Raw genomic sequence first — 15,583 nt, 5'->3', positions numbered from 1 at the left:
CACGCACCCGCTGATCGTCGTTGCCTTTACGATCACCGTTGTGACGAACACTACGACCCGCACAGAAGAACCGGTCCTCGTCCGGACGGAGGGCCGTATCGGGCGGTTGGTCCTCAACCGCCCGCGCGCGCTCAACGCGCTCAGCCACACCATGGTGCTCCGCATCGAGGAGGCGCTGCTCGCGTGGGAGAGCGACCCCGCCGTGGCGACCGTGGTGCTGACCGGGGCCGGTGAGCGCGGGCTGTGCGCGGGCGGTGACATCCGCGCGATTTACGAGGACGCGCGCGTCGGCGGTACCGCCTCGGCGGAGTTCTGGCGCGACGAGTACCGGCTCAACGCCCTGATCGCCCGCTACCCCAAGCCGTATGTGGCCCTGATGGACGGCATCGTGATGGGCGGCGGGGTGGGGGTGTCCGCGCATGGGAGCGTACGTGTCGTCACCGAGCGCTCCCGGGTGGCCATGCCGGAGACCGGCATCGGCTTCGTCCCGGACGTCGGCGGTACGTATCTCCTGGGGCGCGCACCCGGTGAGCTGGGCACGCATCTGGCGCTGACCGGTGAGGCCGTCGGCGCGGCGGACGCGATGGTGTGCGGCCTGGCCGACCACTTCGTACCGTCCGAGCGGCTCGACGCACTGGTGGCGGACCTGACGAGGCTGCCCGTCGATGACGCCCTCTCCCGGTATGCCGCCGAGGCGCCGCCCGGTGAACTGGCGGCCCACCGGGCGTGGATCGACGAGTGTTACGCGGCCGACACGGTCGAGGAGATCGTGGAGCGGCTGCTCGCACACGGCGACCCGGCCGCCAAGGAGGCGGCCGTCACACTGTCCGCCAAGTCCCCCACCGCCTTGAAGGTCACGCTGGCCGCAGTGCGCCGGGCATGCCAACTCTGCTCCCTGGAACGGGTGTTGGAGCAGGAGTACCGCGTCTCGTGCGCGGCACTCACCTGCCCCGACCTCGTGGAGGGCATCCGGGCTCAGGTCATCGACAAGGACCGCACCCCGCACTGGTCACCGGCCACCCTCGCCGAGGTCACCGAGAAGGACGTGGCCCGCTTCTTCGCCGCGCCGACCGCCTGAGATCCCGCCCGTGCTCAGTGGAACTGGGAACTGGGCACTGGGCCGGACGAGTTGAGCTGGGCGCGGTCGCCCCGGAGCCAGGTGCCGCGGACGGCCGCGGCGAACTCCGCGAACCGGTCGTCCGGGTCCGCGGGGGTCTCGCCGTCGCCCTGTTCCGGCGTCGGGTCGGCGCCCACGATCTCGGCGGCGATGTGCGCGGCCGGGCGGTCGTCGGCCGGTGCTGGGTCCATCTCGCCGTCCTCGTCCGCGTGCAGCTGCTCCTCCCAGGGCGCGATCGTCATCTGGTGCAGCAGGGCGACACTGTCGGCGGTGATCACCGGCGGGTCGGTCCAGTTGCTCGCGTGCTCGTGCAGCACCTGCCCGGGGGCGCGCTCGAAGAGCTGGCCGAGGATTTCGGGACCCTCGTCCGTCTCGCCGAGTTCGTTGAGGTCGTACGCGATCACGACGGTGTTCTCGCGCCCCGGTTCGAAGGGCTGCGACGGCAGACCGAGCACTTCGGCGGCGGCCAGGCCGAGGATCTGGCTGCCCCGGTCGGGCAGCAGCGACACCGAACCCGGCCGCACCTCGGCCGAGTCCAGCAGTGTCTTCAGCCGCAGCAGACCCCGGAGGCACTGGTCGTGGGAGTCCTGCAACCAGGCGTACCGGCCGGTCATCGCCGCCTCGAAGCCGAACGGGGACAGGGTGCCGAGGACCGTGCCACCGATCACGTACTGCCAGCCGCGCAGATCCTGCGTGTCCAGCGGGCTCACGGGCGCGGCCACGGCGGCCCGGTCCAGCATCCGGCGCTGGCGGTCGCGCGTGGGTATCCACATCTCGTCCTGCGGGTCCGGCAGCAGGGCGTGGTGACGCTTCGCCAGGTCGAGGTCGCCCGACATGATGGCGTTGTAGGCCAGCAGATAGCGGTCCGGCCAGTCGGAAAAACCGCTCTCGTGCCGCGCCAGCACCTCGACGGCCTCGCGGTGGCGGCCCTCGCGCTCGTACGCGGCCACCAGTTCACGCACCACCGCGAGCGCGCCCGGGTGCTGCCGCAGCGCCTCGCGCAGGGCGGGCACCGCGAGGTAGGAGAGCCCGCGCTCGACGCACGCGTATCCGAACGCGTACTGCGCGTCCGCCGACTCGGGGGCAGCGGCCAACTTCTTGGCGGCCTTGCGCAGGTCGTCGAACCCGGCTGTGTCGGCGGCCCGCCCGACCACGAGTGCCACTTCACCCAGCGGCAGGGTGTCGGCACCCGCCCTCAGCAGCCGCAGGGCGCCGGGGACGTCACCTGAGTCCATGCACTCCCAGGCCTCGACGAGCTGGGCGGACTTCGGGCGGGTCTTCTTACGCGAGAACATCCGCAGATCATGGCCGATGACGGAGTGTGATCTCAAACCGTTTCACGGGTGCCGCCACGGTCCCTACCGTCGCTCCCCGTTCCCTTCGTGCCCCAGCACCGAGTCGAGGTCATGACGGTGTCCGGCCGCGGCCCGTGCGCAGACCTCGGCCTCGTTCGCCGCACTGAAGGTGTCGGCCAAGGCGGTTGACCTGTGGTGTGCCACGGCGGCCTCGGTGTCCGCGTGCACCAGATCCGCGTTGATCGCCATCGCCGCCTGCACACCGGCCGCCTGGGCGAGCGGGAGAGTCGCCATCAACTCGGTGACGTTGCCCGCCACCCACACCCCGGGCACCTCGGTCAGCCCCGTGGCATCCGAGGCCACATACGTACCCGCACCCATGGGGTGTTCCACCGGGACCAACCCGAGACCGGACAGTACCTCGCCGCGCGCCAGCAACCGTGGCGCCACCACCAACGCCTCCACCGCTACGCGCCGTCCCGAAGCCAGCCGCACCCCGGCCAGCCGGTCCGCCACCACGTCCAACGCGGTGACGTCGTCCTCGACAACCGTGATCCCACGTGCGGCCAACCGCTCCGAGTCCTCCTCGGCCAGCGCCGCACCCGTGGGCAGGAACAACGTGACCCGCGACGACCACTGCCGCATCAGCAGCGTCTGATGCAGGGAGGCGGGGCGCCCGCCCAGTACGCCGATCGGCGCGTCACGGAACTCCCAGCCGTGGCAGTACGGGCAGTGCAGCACATCCCGCCCCCACCGCTCCCGCAGCCCCGGCACCTCGGGCAGCTCGTCGACCAGCCCCGTCGTCACCAGGAGCCGTCGAGCCCGCAGCTCACGCCCGCTGGCGGTGCCGACGACGAAACCGCCCGCGACCCGCCGGGCCGAGACCGCCCGGTCGGCGATGATCCGGCCGCCGTATCCCGTGACTTCCTCCCGGCCGAGGCGCAGCAGTTCAAGCGGGGCCACACCGTCGCGGGACAGCAGGCCGTGGGCCGCCGCCGCAGGGGCGTTGCGTGGTTCGCCGGAGTCGACGACCACCACGGAACGGCGGGCACGCGCCAGCGTCAGCGCCCCCGACAACCCGGCGACACCCCCACCGATCACCACGACGTCCAGTTCGCCGGACAGATCCTCGGGCAGTTCTTCGACATCCCTGTTCGCAGTCATGGGAACACCGTGCGCCCTCCCTGCCGGGCCCGCCATTTTTGTTGCCGATCCGGCAACAGACTCAACGGCGGCGCAGCGGCACCCCCGGCTCCCACCGCTGCTGATACCGGCTCGCCGACGCACCGGTGGTGAACGCGGCCGAGGACGCGGTCGACGTCCCCACCCGCCAGTCGATCTCCTTCACCGCCTGGTACCAGATGACCCCGATGATGTCGCGCCGCCGAGGCAGCGTGCGGAACATATCGTTGATCCACTCGGCCTTCCGCCCGGCCGCGTCGGTGGCGCCGACCTCGGTGATGACGAGTGGCTTACGGGTGAAGCGGCGCAGCTCCGTGCGCGACGGGTTGAACAGCCGGTCGAACGACTGGTAGTTCTCCTTGCCCACCGTGCCGTAGTAGCCGGACAAACCTACCCAGTCCACATACGCGTCTCCGGGGTAAAGCCCGGCCAGCGGTGTGGAGTTGGCGTAACTGATGTTCGGGCTCCACACCCACACCGCGTTGCGCGCGCCCACCGCGTCGAAGATCTGGTGGACATGGCGCCAGGCCTGCACGTACTCACCGGCGCGGTTGTCGTTGGACTGCTCGCACCACGGGTACCAGTAGCCGTTCATCTCATGGGCGAAGCGGATGGCCACCGGGTAGTGGAGCGACTTGATGCCCTGCGCCCAGGACCGTACGTATGCGTCGAAGGAACCGTCGATGATGTGGGAGAGACGGTACGTGGGTTGTTCGCCACGCAGCCTGGGCTCCTTGGCCTCGGCCGTGTGGTCCCAGGGCTCCCAGGCGATCATCGGGAGCATGCCCCGCTTGGCGACACGGTTGATCGCCCCGGCGTCGAAGTGGTCGCTCTTCCAGTCGGCCGAGAACTCGTACACCTGCGGGTGGTGTCCCGTCTGCCGGGCGAACTCGGCGGCCTCGGTGAAGTCATGGGTGCCCGCCGAGGTGAAGACGCCGATGAACGCCTTTCCGGTGGCGGGGAAGGAGGTGGTGGGTTGCTGTGCGGCGGGGTGCTGGTCGTCGGGCAGTACGGTCGTCGGGGGCAGTACGGCGTCGGCGCGTGCGGCGGCCGCGCGGCGGTCGCGGTCCGCCAGGTCCGGTGCCAGCGTGAAGGTGTACCAGGTCAGCACTACGGCACCGAGCAGCGCGAGCAGCCGTGGTGCCGTGATCTTCACCGTTCGGCCCTCGCGGTGCGCAGCCGGGTGGAGAGGCCCTGGACCAGTGCCAGCAGCGGCGGGGCCGAACCGGCCGCGAGGCCGAGCAGCGTCCACATCCGCATCGCGGTGTAGTCGTGGTGGTGCAGGAAGCTGGCGGTGAGCAGAGCCCCGGCCATGAGCGCCCACAGCAGGTGCAGGCGGAACGTGCGCAGCGACTCCGAGCTGCGCAACTCGCCCTTGGCGGTGACGACATACGCCAGCGGCCGGCGCAGCAGGGCGTTCGCCGCCGCGTCGATGTAGACGGGTCCGGCGAACAGCGAGAGCAGGATGCCCGCGATACCGATCTCCCGCCGCTCGTGTTCGGCGAGGTTGAACCGCCGCAGCCAGAGCCACAGCGCGAACGAGCCGCCCATCCCTGCCGACCACAGCAGGAACCAGGGAAGGCCGGGCAGTTGGATGGAGGAGACCCCGAGCAGCATGTACAGGGCGGTGGCCAGGGTGCCGAGGCCCAGACTCATGGCGACGCTCGGGTAGTAGAACTGCACCAGGCCGTACAACAGCCGCTGTCCGGGCCGGAGTTGGATGCCTTCCCGCAGCCGGGAGTTGAGGGTGATCTCCCAGACGCCGTAGGCCCAGCGGCGCTGCTGGTTGAAGTAGTCGGTCCAGGTCGTCGGGCCCTCGCCGATCGCCACCACATCGGGGGTGTAGACACCCTTCCAGCCGTTCCCGGTGGCGGGGTTGACCGTGCCGTGCACCCGCATGCTCGTGAGGTGGTCCTCGATGATGGAGTCCTGGTAGCCGCCGATCTGCTGCCACGCGGTGACGCGGTAGAGGTGGTTGGTGCCGATGAGCAGCGGCGCGTCCAGACCGTTGCCGCCGCGCTCGACCATGCTGCTGAACAGGTACTGCTGCACCGAGGCGCCGTGCGAGACCCAGTTGTCGTAGGCGTTGCCGTACACCTGCGGGGCGACGACGAACGCGGTGTCGGGGGAGTGGAAGTAGCCCAGCGTCCGCTCCAGGAAGCACGGCAGCGGCACATGGTCCGGGTCCATCTGGGCGACCACGTCGTAGTCGTTCTCGTGCTCGGCGCGCCAGGAGTTGTGGTTGCCCGATTTGGTACGGGCGCGGAACGGGCCGGAGGGCTGATTGTACTCCGGGCGGCCCTTGCGGCTGAAGTGGTGCACACCGAGCCGCGCGGCCATCTGCCGTACGGCCGGATCGTCGCCCTCGTCCAGGATCCAGACGTCGACGCTGCAGTTCCAGCGCTCCACCTCCAGCATGGCCCGCAGGGTCCGCTGGACGACGGCCAGCGGCTCCTTCGACGGCACGATGGTGGTGAGCATGGCGACCCGCAGCCCGGACGGCGGGACCATCGGGATGGGGTCCTTCGCCCGGAAGGCGAAGACCCAAATGGCCGCCGCCTGCACGACTTTGATCGTCTCGACCGCGATCACCAGACAGAACCCGACCCGCGCCAGACACAGCCCGCAGCCACCGAGACCGGTCACCCCGGGCCCGGGCACATGTTCGGGCAGCAGCAGCCAGCCGATGAACACGACGTCGGCGAGCGCGGTGGCGGCGGTCACCGCCGTGAGCAACACCCGCTGGTCCAAGCGGAGTACGGGGCAGTACGCGACCTCCCGGCCCGGGTTGGCCAGCGGCCCACACGCCCGGGCGGCCCGGACATAGGCTTCGACGGCCGACGCGTTGCGGCGGTCCCTCCTCTCGGCGCGCCGATCGGGCCGGGATGCATCTCTGGACATGTCCCCCCTTAGTGGCAACCAGCGTCACTCCGCTGTGAACAGGCCACTACCTGTTGTGAGTGAAGGACAGTGCCGTCGGCCGCCCGGTTCCCGCCGTTCTCGAATACCACCCGCTCGGATACGACCGGCTCAGGTACGTACGGCGTACAGCGTGCTGTCGTCGGCGCCGAAGTACACCGTGTCCTGTGCGACGCCCGGCGAGTGCACGGGAGCGGAGGCGGAGAAGGCCCACAGTTGCTCTCCGGTGGTGGAGCGCAGCGCGTAGAGCTTGGTGTCGTCGCTGCCCACGTACACCACGGATCCCGCCGTGACAGGTGCGTGCACGTCTCCGGCGGCGGTGAACTCCCAAGCGGGTTTGCCGGTTTGGGCGTCCAGCGCGTGCAGTGTCTTCCCACCGCCCACGTACACCACACCTTTCGCGATCGCGGGGTTGGACCCGACGGAGGCCCCCTCGAATCGCCATACCTGCTTGCCGGTGCCCGCGTCGACGGCGTACAGGTTTCCGTCGGTGCTGCCGAAGTAGACGAGGCCGCTCGCGGTGCAGGGGATGCCGGACACGGCTCCCTTGGTGGTGAAGGCCCACCGTTTCTCACCGCTGTTCGCGTTCACCGCGTACAGGTTGGTGTCGCTGCTGCCCACGTATACCGTGTCGCCCCAGACGGTGGGGGAGTGGGTGTCGTTGTCCGCGGTGAAGGCCCATCTGCGACTTCCGTCGGAGGTGTCCACGGCGTACAACCGGTGGTCCGCGCTGCCCACGTACGCGACACCCCCCGTCACGACGGGGGTGTGGACGATGCCTCCCGTGAAGAACCGCCAACGGATCTTGCCCGACAGTGCGTCGAAGGCGTAGAGCGTACGGTCGTCACCGCCGAGGTAGACGCTGCCGCCGAGCACGGTGGGTGCGGAGCCGATGGCCGCGCCGGTCGTGTACGACCACCGGCGCTGCCCGTCGGCGACGGCCAGCGCGTACAGCGTGCCGTCGTTGCTCGCCGTGTAGACCAGATCGCCGGCGACTCTGGGATACGACAGTACGGTGCCGGTCGTCGTGAACCGCCAGCGCAGCGTCCCCGGGGTGGCCGACTTGCCCCCGCGCGTCAGGGCCCAGGTGGCGGCGGCGATCCCACCGGCGGCCACGACTCCCGCCGTGCCGTACAGCAGTCGGCGTCGACTGACTGGCCGGTCGGGCAACGGTGGTGGCGGGAGCGCAGGGGTGTATGGGGGCGCGGGCGGCGTCACCGGGACCGGGGTCTCCGCACCCTGCCAGGTCGTCGGCAACCACCCGGCGGAGAGCAGCTCCACCGGCGACCGGCCACCGGTGAGAGCGGGCATCAAAGCAGCCAGAGTCGGCCGGTCGGCGGGCTTCTTCGCCAGGCACCAGCCGATCAGTTGACGCAACCCGGCCGGAATCGCGGTCAGATCTGGCTCCTCGTGCACCACGCGGAACAGCAGCGCCGCCACCGACACCTCCCCGAAAGGCCCGGCGCCCGTCGCGGCGAACGCCAGTACCGAGCCGAGCGAGAAGACGTCCGACGAGGGCTCGATCGCGTGCCCCTGGATCTGCTCGGGCGACATATAGCCCGGGGACCCGATGGTGGTTCCGGTGAGGGTGAGTCCGCTGTGCTCGGCGAGCCGTGAAATCCCGAAGTCGATGACGCGGGGCCCGTCTTCGGCCAGGAGCACGTTCGCGGGCTTGAGGTCCCGGTGGATCAGCGAGGCACCGTGAATCGCGGTCAGCGCCTCCACAAGCGCCGCACCCAGCGCCCGTACCGACCGCTCGGGGAACGGGCCGCATTTCTGCACTGCTTGCTGGAGCGAGGGCCCGGGAATGTAGGCGGTGGCGAGCCACGGCTGACGCCCCTCGGGGTCCGCGTCGACCACCCCGGCGGTGAAGAACCCGCCCACGGCACGCGAGGCCATCACCTCGCGCACGAAACGCTGCCGGAAGGCGGGTTCCTGTACGTACTCGGGACGGATGACCTTGATCGCGACCCGTCGCCCGCTCGGCGAATACCCGAGGTAGACACGGCCCATGCCGCCACTGCCCAATTGGGCCACCACTCGGTACGGCCCCACGGCGACGGGATCGTCAGGCCCCAACGGCTCCAAGGCGCCCCCCGGGTCACGTCCTGGATGAATCACCAACTCGCTTGCCGTAGAAGCGTAGCGAAGCAGGCCGGGGCGCCGCGGGGAAACTGGCCCGAGGTTCGTCTGCGGATCGTGCTGGGTTGCTCGCGCAGTTCCCCGCGCCCCTTGATGGGCCCTACGGGCCCTCCGGCCCGTAGACGGACGACACCCGCCGGAAGGTTGTCAGCGGGGCGCGTCGGTCTTGGTGAAGACGTACTCGTCGAGGATGAGGCCGATGGCGACGGCGGCCGGGATGGCCACGAGTGCGCCGATGATGCCCAGGAGCGCGCCGCCGATCAGGACGCCGACGACGGTGACCAGCGGGTGGACGTTCACGGCGAACTTCATCACCTTGGGCACGATGATGTAGTCCTCGGCGAGCCGGAAGGCGGTGTAGAAGCCGGCTGTGGCGATGGCGACCGGCAGTGAGACGGACAGGGCGATGAGACTGACGACGATGCCGCCGATCGTGGACCCGACGATGGGGACGAGGTCCATCAGGGCGACGAAGACGCCCAGCGCGGCGGCATAGCGCACCCCGGTCCCCTCGCACCACAGAAAGGTGGCGAGACCGGCGATCGCGGAGGTGGCGACGTTGCCGAGCATGTAGCGGCCGGTCCGCGACAGGATCTCGTCGGCGATGGTCCGTACGTGCTCACGCCGGTCGGAGACGACGAAGCGCAGGCAGAACCGTTTGAGCGTCGGCAGGAACGCCATCATGTAGACCGCCACCACGACGACGATCACGGTGGAGGCCACGGCGCTGATCACCGCCTTCCCCGCCCCGAGCAGCCCGCCCACCAGGCCGGACGTCCCGCCGGACGAGAGGCGCTGGTTGGCCTTGTCCAGCAGATGGAAACGGTCCTCCAGTCTGCCGAGCGTGGAGTGGTGGTCGTGCAGCTGCTTCAGCCAGCCGGGGATCGCTTTCGTCAGAGCACCGATCTCGTTGCTCACCGGTGGGATGACCAGGGCGAGGAACCCCGCCAGGACCGCGAGCACCAGAATCAGTACGACAGCGACGGCCAGTCCGCGCGGCAGCCGGTGACCGGTCAGCCAGGTGACGACGGGGTCCAGCGCGATGGCCAGGAACATGGCGAGCAACAGGAGGGTGAGCAGATTACTGACCTGGACCAGCGTCTGGGTGGTGAGCCAGGCCAGGGTGCCGCCCAGGCCCAGGCCGAAGCCGACCTTGAACCAGGACGTGCCGCGCGCCGTCGCCGGGCGGAGAACGGGACTGTGCGGGCTCGCCGGTGCGGACGCGTCGGCGGGGCTCTCGGCGGGGTCTCGTCCGTCGGGGTCGTCAGGCCGGGGGGAGGCCATCGTGATGCCTCCGTCCACCGGGGTCGGCCGAGGCGGCGGAGCGAGTGGCCCTCATGCGTCCCTGCCTCTCGTCGGTGTGCTGGCCGGGTTCTCTTGATTCTCTGGTGGTTCTCCCGTGCCCGTTGTTCCCAGTATCCCGATACGCGGACTCCATGCCCGGTGTGCGGGACGGTCTCATTCACTCGTATGGCCTATGGCGCGGGCGGCCCCGGCTCCCGTAGACAGGTAGGAAATCGTTCCCGAAATCGGGCCGGGCAACCGGCTGCGGGGCGTCGGCCGTGGCTGTGCCCGCGCTCCTCTCGGCGCTCCGAGATGCACTTCACGAGCCCAGTGGTGACTCTGTAGGCGGGGGCAGTACGCAAGGAGGATGGCCATGTCCGTGATGGACAAGCTCAAGCAGATGTTGAAGGGGCACGAGGACCAGGCGGGACAGGGCATCGACAAGGCGGGTGACTTCGTCGACGAGAAGACCCAGGGCAAGTACAGCAGCCAGGTCGACACCGCCCAGGACAAGCTCAAGGAGCAGCTCGGCAGGGACCAGGACCAGCCCCCTCAGGCTTAGTGGCACGACTGTCGCGACGGGCCCGGCTCGTACAGAGCCGGGCCCGTTCGGCGTGCGCCGACCGCTGACGTCCGCCTGCGCCTTCGGGACTACCCGAGCAGATCCAGCAGTCGACGGGACGGGATGACGGGAAAGGTCACCGGCGGGGTGGCGGCGACAGGCTTTCCCAGCTCGCTGAACCGCACCGAGACGGCTCGTCCACCGTCGACCGAATACTCCGCGCCCCGCAGCACGGGCCTGCCGTGTTCCGATACGTAAACCCGTACGGTGACGGGCCCGTTGACCTCAACCAACGAGCGCACGCGCGGCCCTCCACGCCGGATCCGACCGCGGGTCCGCCACGGGATCGATCACCTCGTCGAGCGGGCCGCCGTGCAGCGCGGCGAGCGCGTCGGCCACGGCGTCGTCATCCCAGTGCGTCCAGACCCGTTCACCCATCATGATGCTCTCGGCCCGTCCCATCCGGCCCCGTGCAGTTGACGTGTGATCCGGATCCGCCATGCCTGGGCGTCGGTTTGGCCCCAATTGATTGACGGAGACCTCACTCTTCCCCACGTCCCCCCTCCGGCCCATACACCCGTGCGCCACGTTCCGTGAGCAGTTGGGCCGGATTCTGACGGCGTCCGTATGGCCCGTGTTAATTGCGAATTGGGTGAACCGTACAGGCTGCGCATATCGTCCTCACTTCTGGGAGAGGCGGATCGACGTCAGCGGGGAGTGGACGTTCGTGGCACTGAGCGAACTGAAGACGAAGATGAAGAAGAAGTACGCCGTAGGCATAGCGGTCGGAGCCTCGGTGGTGGCGCTCACGGGGGCCGTATGGGGCGCGACGATGCTGACCGGGTCCGGGCACCACGACAGTGCTGCGCACGGGGGCACACCAGGTAACCAGGGCTCCGTACGCGAGGGTTCGGAGCGTCCGGAGGTGACGGTTCCGCAAACCATCGCGCACGCGGCCGAGTCGGGCGGGCAGGCGGTGAACATCACCATCGACGACGGGCCGGACCCGAAGTGGACGCCCAAGATCCTGCGGGTTCTGAGGGAGAACCAGGTCAAGGCGGTGTTCTGCATGATCGGCCCGCAGGCCAGGCAGTACCCGGAACTGGTCAAGCAGGTGGTCGCGGAGGGCCACCGGCTGTGCGACCACACCATGACCCACAACACCTCGATGGACAAGAAGCCCGTGGCCTACCAGCAGCAGGAGATCCTGACCGCGAAGCAGATGATCGAGGACGCGGCCGGGGGAGCGAAGGTGGAGTACTACCGTGCGCCTGGCGGTGCCTTCACCCCGGACAGCCGGCGCATCGCGGCGGCGGCCGGGATGCGGCCGCTGGGCTGGAACGTGGATACGAAGGACTTCGAGAAGCCGGGAACGTCCGTGATCGTCAACAACGTGCACCGGGAGCTCACGAACGGTCCCACGATCCTGTTCCACGACGGCGGTGGCGACCGCCATCAGACCGTCGCGGCGATGGAACAGATCCTTCCGTGGCTCAAGGAGCAGGGCCGCCCCACCAGTTTCCCGGTCCGGACCCAGCCCTGACGGGAGGGGACACTGCGGTACCGCACTCCGTGTGAGGTGGAGGAGGCATGGGGTGCGTGGTGGCCGGGGAACTCGCCCCGCTGTGGCCGAAAGTGATGTTCTCCGGCGGCGGAAGAGCGGCGTTGGGCATGGCATGAACAATGCGGTGGGATGGATGCGGACGCTGGACTGGCAGGTCTTGACCACCCCGTCGGCGCCGCCACGGCCCCTCTCCGGGCTCGGCACGGCAACGGGTCGGCTCACACCTGGGCCCGGGTCGCGGTCGGGGCCGGTGCCTCGGATGGAGGGGACTCCGGTGTACGAGGCGGTGGTGCGGCTGTGGTTGTCGTTGGGGCGGGAGGTTCCTCGGCAGGCGGGTGGTGCGGCGTGGGGTGGGGGCGACCCCTGGCGTGCCGGGGGTGACGGTCCCGATTTCTTCGGTCGGGGCTGAGTCGGCTGCGCCGCGCTGGAGGTGTGGGCGTGGTCTTTTGGCTGCGGACCGTGGGGGCTGGTCGCGCCGTTCCCCGGGCCCCTGTAAGTGCGCGGATCCGTATCGGCGCCCCATAAGCGGCTTGCCTAACTGGCCTTATCCGCCACGCGAGTTGATGCATCGCGGCCCCGCGAAAATCACGCGCGCCCCTTCGGTCGCGAGCGGTACCGTCCCCGCATGCATCACGACGACGGATACTTCGGCGGCGAGGTAGCGGCCGCGTATGACCGGACCGAGGCGGATATGTTCCGGCCGGACGCGGTGGGACCGGCGGTTGATCTGCTGGCCGAGCTCGCCGGGGACGGGGCGGCGCTCGAACTCGGCATCGGCACCGGGCGGATCGCGCTGCCGCTGGCCGCGCGCGGCATCCCGGTGTCCGGGATCGACATGTCGCGGGCGATGGTGGACCGGCTGCGCGCCAAGCCGGGCAACGACGCCATCGACGTGACGATCGGCGACTTCGCGGCGACGCGGGTGGCGGGGGCGGGCACGTTCGCGGTTGCCTACCTCGTCTTCAACACCATCAACAACCTGACCACGCAGGACGCCCAGGTGGACTGCTTCCGCAACGCCGCCGATCATCTGCGGCCCGGCGGCTGCTTCGTCGTCGAGGTCACCGTGCCGGAGCTGCGCCGGTTGCCGCCGGGCCAGACCGCCGTGCCGTTCCGCATCGGTGGGACCCAGTGGGCGTTCGACACGTACGACGTGGTCACCCAGGCGATGAGCTCCCACTACGTCACGATCGTCGACGGCCACGCCGAACACAGTTCCCTGCCGTTCCAGTACGTATGGCCGTCCGAGCTGGATCTGATGGCGCGGCTCGCCGGGCTGCGGCTGCGTAACCGGTGGGAGGGGTGGTCCCGTACGCCGTTCACGGCCGAGAGCCGACACCACGTCTCGGTCTGGGAGAAGCCCACCGCGTGACGCACCCCCGGCGACCGGCTCAGGCGAACCGGTCGAGCGCCCGGAGAGCATGCTCACGCGTCGTCTCACCGCCCAGATGCCCCGCGTCCTCGACGACGGTCAACTCCGCGTCGGGCCAAGCGCGTTGGAGCTCCCACGCCGTGTCGAGCGGTCCGCCCATGTCGCGGCGGCCGTGGATGAGGACCCCCGGGATACCGGCCAGCCGGTGGGCCTCGCGCAGCAGCACACCTTCGTCCAGCCATGCGCCGTGGGAGAAGTAGTGGGAGCAGATGCGTACGAGGGCGAGTTGGGCCGTGGCGGGGCGGTCGCCGTACGGGTTGGAGGTGCCGTTCGTCTCGCCCGACAGGACCGCGTCCTCCCAGGCGCACCAGTCGGCCGTGGCCTTCTCGCGCACCTCGGCGTCGGGGTGTTCCGCGAGCCGGGCATAGGCCGCGACGATGTCGCCGTCGCGAGGGGTGCAGGGGGCTCCGGCGAGAAAGCGTTCCCACTGCTCGGGGAAGAACCGGCCCACTCCCCGGTACAGCCAGTCGATCTCCGAGCGGCGGGTCGTGGTGACAGTGGAGATGACGATCTCGGACACGCGGCTGGAATGCTCTTCGGCGTACGCCAGGATCAGCGTGGAGCCCCATGAGCCGCCGTGCAGCAGCCAGCGGTCGATGCCCAGGTGCTCCCGCAGCCGTTCCATGTCGGCGATGAGGTGTGCGGTGGTGTTGTGCCGCATGTCGGTCGTCGGGTCGCTCGCGTGCGGGGTGCTGCGGCCGCAGCCGCGCTGGTCGAACAGGACGACCCGATACCGGTCCGGGTCGAAATACCGTCGCGCGCCGGTGCCGCACCCCGACCCCGGCCCGCCGTGGACGACGAGTGCGGGCTTGCCGTCCGGGTTGCCGCAGACTTCCCAGTACACGAGGTTGCCGTCGCCGACATCGAGCATGCCCTTGTCGTACGGCTCGATCGGCGGATACAACTCGACCACGTCAACTCCCCGTCAGACAAAGGCGGCCGCATGGTCGGCGGCCCACCGCGCGAAGGGCAGCGGTGGACGGCCGAGCACCTGTCGTACGGTATCCGTCGCCGGGGACCCGCCCTCGGTGGCGGCGGTGATGAACTCCACGACTGCGGCCGCCGCCTCGCGTGACCCGAACCGCTCGAAGTCGTCCAGCGCCTGCGCCTCGGTGAGCTCCTCGATCCGGATGGATCGCCCGGCGGCCTCACCGATCAGCTCGACCTGACGGCGCTGGGACAGCGACTCCTCGCCGGTGAGGAGGTCACTGAGGCCGCCCGCCTGAGACCGTTGGCCGGTCAGCGCCGCGACCGCGACCTGCGCGATGTCCCGCTCATGGATCGGCGCCGTCACCGCGTCCGGGTGCAGCAGCCGGGCCACGCCCTCTTTCCGGATCGAGTACGACCAGGTCAGCGCGTTGCTGGCGAAGACGAGCGGACGGATCGGGGTCCAGCGCAGCCCGGCGGCGGCGAGCATCCGTTCGGCCGCCCGGTGCGCCAGCGAGATCGCGTTGGCCTGCGCGTACGGCAGGAGCACGCTCCCGGACGACAGCAGCACCACATGCTCGACGCCCGCCGCGCGAGCCGCATCGGCGAAGTCGGCCATGCCCCGCGAGGTGACGTACAGGAACACCTGCCGCACCCCGTCCAGCGCGGCCGCCAGCGTCTCCGGGCGGGTGAGATCGGCCGCGACCACCGGCACGCCGGGCGGCAGATCCGCCGACGCGGGGTTGCGAGCCGAGGCGCGTACCGGCTCGCCCGCCTCGACGAGCTGATCCAGCACATGCCGCCCGACGCTTCCGCGGGCCCCGATCACGAGCGTGGTCATGGTCGTCCTCCCCGGGTCGGCGCGCTTCCCGACCCTCAGCAGCCTCACGCGAGACCAACTGCCGCCGGCAGCCTCGGACAACGTAGTCCCGGTAAGCGGTCCTACGCCGTCGCCCGCCCGAGTACGACCTGTTACGCCTTCTTGACCACGCTGGACTTGAGCTGCATGGCGCCGAAACCGTCGATCTTGCAGTCGATGTCGTGGCCGTCGACGCCGTCGATCAGCCGGATGTTGCGGACCTTCGTACCGGCCTTGATCCCCGACGGGCTGCCCTTCACCTTGAGCGCCTTGACGACGGTCACGGTGTCGCCGTCGCTC

The 15,583-nt window shown here is 69.9% G+C and carries 14 protein-coding genes and 1 pseudogene; 4 read left to right on the top strand and 11 right to left on the bottom strand.

Annotated features, from left to right (window positions below; translation table 11 throughout):
* Positions 1–40 precede the first annotated feature (40 nt).
* Positions 41–1,078, top strand: coding sequence for an enoyl-CoA hydratase/isomerase family protein (locus ACT1U9_RS00075; RefSeq protein ID WP_444536277.1), 1,038 nt, complete (start codon positions 41–43; stop codon positions 1,076–1,078).
* 14 nt (positions 1,079–1,092) lie between these two features.
* Here the strand turns inward: ACT1U9_RS00075 and ACT1U9_RS00070 are convergent, their stop codons facing one another.
* From ACT1U9_RS00070 to ACT1U9_RS00045, 6 genes are all read right to left on the bottom strand, one after another.
* Complete coding sequence (locus ACT1U9_RS00070; RefSeq protein WP_444536276.1) at positions 1,093–2,412, bottom strand: tetratricopeptide repeat protein; 1,320 nt, start codon at positions 2,410–2,412, stop codon at positions 1,093–1,095.
* Positions 2,413–2,475: 63 nt separating this feature from the next.
* Positions 2,476–3,576: an NAD(P)/FAD-dependent oxidoreductase gene (locus tag ACT1U9_RS00065; protein WP_444536275.1), complete on the bottom strand. Its 1,101-nt coding sequence runs from the start codon at positions 3,574–3,576 to the stop codon at positions 2,476–2,478.
* A gap of 61 nt (positions 3,577–3,637) precedes the next feature.
* The gene (locus ACT1U9_RS00060) at positions 3,638–4,750 is read right to left on the bottom strand and encodes a glycoside hydrolase family 26 protein (protein ID WP_444536274.1); all 1,113 of its coding nucleotides are present in this window, start codon (positions 4,748–4,750) and stop codon (positions 3,638–3,640) included.
* Complete coding sequence (locus ACT1U9_RS00055) at positions 4,747–6,495, bottom strand: glycosyltransferase family 2 protein (RefSeq protein ID WP_444536273.1); 1,749 nt, start codon at positions 6,493–6,495, stop codon at positions 4,747–4,749. Before ACT1U9_RS00055 ends, ACT1U9_RS00060 begins: the two co-directional genes overlap by 4 nt.
* 129 nt (positions 6,496–6,624) lie before the next feature.
* Positions 6,625–8,550, bottom strand: a complete 1,926-nt coding sequence (locus tag ACT1U9_RS00050) for an outer membrane protein assembly factor BamB family protein (protein WP_444539315.1) — start codon at positions 8,548–8,550, stop codon at positions 6,625–6,627.
* Positions 8,551–8,802: 252 nt separating this feature from the next.
* Positions 8,803–9,939, bottom strand: coding sequence for an AI-2E family transporter (locus ACT1U9_RS00045; RefSeq protein ID WP_444536272.1), 1,137 nt, complete (start codon positions 9,937–9,939; stop codon positions 8,803–8,805).
* A gap of 373 nt (positions 9,940–10,312) precedes the next feature.
* On the opposite strand from ACT1U9_RS00045, the gene ACT1U9_RS00040 reads away from it, so the two are divergent.
* Complete coding sequence (locus ACT1U9_RS00040; protein WP_444536271.1) at positions 10,313–10,501, top strand: antitoxin; 189 nt, start codon at positions 10,313–10,315, stop codon at positions 10,499–10,501.
* A gap of 89 nt (positions 10,502–10,590) precedes the next feature.
* Here the strand turns inward: ACT1U9_RS00040 and ACT1U9_RS00035 are convergent, their stop codons facing one another.
* Both ACT1U9_RS00035 and ACT1U9_RS00030 read right to left on the bottom strand, forming a co-directional pair.
* Entirely contained in the window at positions 10,591–10,803 is a 213-nt protein-coding gene (locus ACT1U9_RS00035; RefSeq protein ID WP_444536270.1) for a hypothetical protein, read from the bottom strand.
* Positions 10,787–10,963: a hypothetical protein gene (locus ACT1U9_RS00030; protein ID WP_444536269.1), complete on the bottom strand. Its 177-nt coding sequence runs from the start codon at positions 10,961–10,963 to the stop codon at positions 10,787–10,789. Before ACT1U9_RS00030 ends, ACT1U9_RS00035 begins: the two co-directional genes overlap by 17 nt.
* A gap of 292 nt (positions 10,964–11,255) precedes the next feature.
* On the opposite strand from ACT1U9_RS00030, the gene ACT1U9_RS00025 reads away from it, so the two are divergent.
* Positions 11,256–12,044: a polysaccharide deacetylase family protein gene (locus ACT1U9_RS00025; RefSeq protein WP_444539314.1), complete on the top strand. Its 789-nt coding sequence runs from the start codon at positions 11,256–11,258 to the stop codon at positions 12,042–12,044.
* Positions 12,045–12,690: 646 nt separating this feature from the next.
* A complete protein-coding gene (locus tag ACT1U9_RS00020) occupies positions 12,691–13,437 on the top strand; it encodes a class I SAM-dependent DNA methyltransferase (RefSeq protein WP_444536268.1) in 747 nt (248 codons plus the stop codon).
* A 19-nt stretch (positions 13,438–13,456) separates the two neighbouring features.
* On the opposite strand, the gene pip is transcribed toward ACT1U9_RS00020, so the two are convergent.
* The 3 genes and pseudogenes from pip to ACT1U9_RS00005 all read right to left on the bottom strand — a co-directional run.
* On the bottom strand, positions 13,457–14,410 hold the full coding sequence (pip, locus tag ACT1U9_RS00015) for a prolyl aminopeptidase (protein WP_444536267.1): 954 nt from the start codon (positions 14,408–14,410) through the stop codon (positions 13,457–13,459).
* 12 nt (positions 14,411–14,422) lie between these two features.
* Entirely contained in the window at positions 14,423–15,265 is an 843-nt protein-coding gene (locus tag ACT1U9_RS00010) for an NAD(P)H-binding protein (RefSeq protein WP_444536266.1), read from the bottom strand.
* A 131-nt stretch (positions 15,266–15,396) separates the two neighbouring features.
* A pseudogene (locus tag ACT1U9_RS00005) lies at positions 15,397–15,579 on the bottom strand (alkylphosphonate utilization protein); the annotation flags it as partial.
* Between the last annotated feature and the right edge of the window lie 4 nt (positions 15,580–15,583).

The sequence above is a fragment of the Streptomyces sp. BR1 genome, from assembly GCF_052373795.1.
Classification (GTDB): domain Bacteria; phylum Actinomycetota; class Actinomycetes; order Streptomycetales; family Streptomycetaceae; genus Streptomyces.
This window is presented reverse-complemented; position numbering and strand designations above follow the sequence as displayed.

Bases quoted from the DNA above. Each gene is read 5' to 3' on its own strand.
- ACT1U9_RS00040 (WP_444536271.1), top strand. From the start codon at position 10,313: ATGTCCGTGATGGACAAGCTCAAGCAGATGTTGAAGGGGCACGAGGAC.
- ACT1U9_RS00030 (WP_444536269.1), bottom strand. From the start codon at position 10,963: ATGGGACGGGCCGAGAGCATCATGATGGGTGAACGGGTCTGGACGCAC.
- ACT1U9_RS00055 (WP_444536273.1), bottom strand. From the start codon at position 6,495: ATGTCCAGAGATGCATCCCGGCCCGATCGGCGCGCCGAGAGGAGGGAC.
- ACT1U9_RS00020 (WP_444536268.1), top strand. From the start codon at position 12,691: ATGCATCACGACGACGGATACTTCGGCGGCGAGGTAGCGGCCGCGTAT.
- ACT1U9_RS00070 (WP_444536276.1), bottom strand. From the start codon at position 2,412: ATGTTCTCGCGTAAGAAGACCCGCCCGAAGTCCGCCCAGCTCGTCGAG.
- ACT1U9_RS00025 (WP_444539314.1), top strand. From the start codon at position 11,256: ATGAAGAAGAAGTACGCCGTAGGCATAGCGGTCGGAGCCTCGGTGGTG.
- ACT1U9_RS00065 (WP_444536275.1), bottom strand. From the start codon at position 3,576: ATGACTGCGAACAGGGATGTCGAAGAACTGCCCGAGGATCTGTCCGGC.
- ACT1U9_RS00045 (WP_444536272.1), bottom strand. From the start codon at position 9,939: ATGGCCTCCCCCCGGCCTGACGACCCCGACGGACGAGACCCCGCCGAG.
- ACT1U9_RS00010 (WP_444536266.1), bottom strand. From the start codon at position 15,265: ATGACCACGCTCGTGATCGGGGCCCGCGGAAGCGTCGGGCGGCATGTG.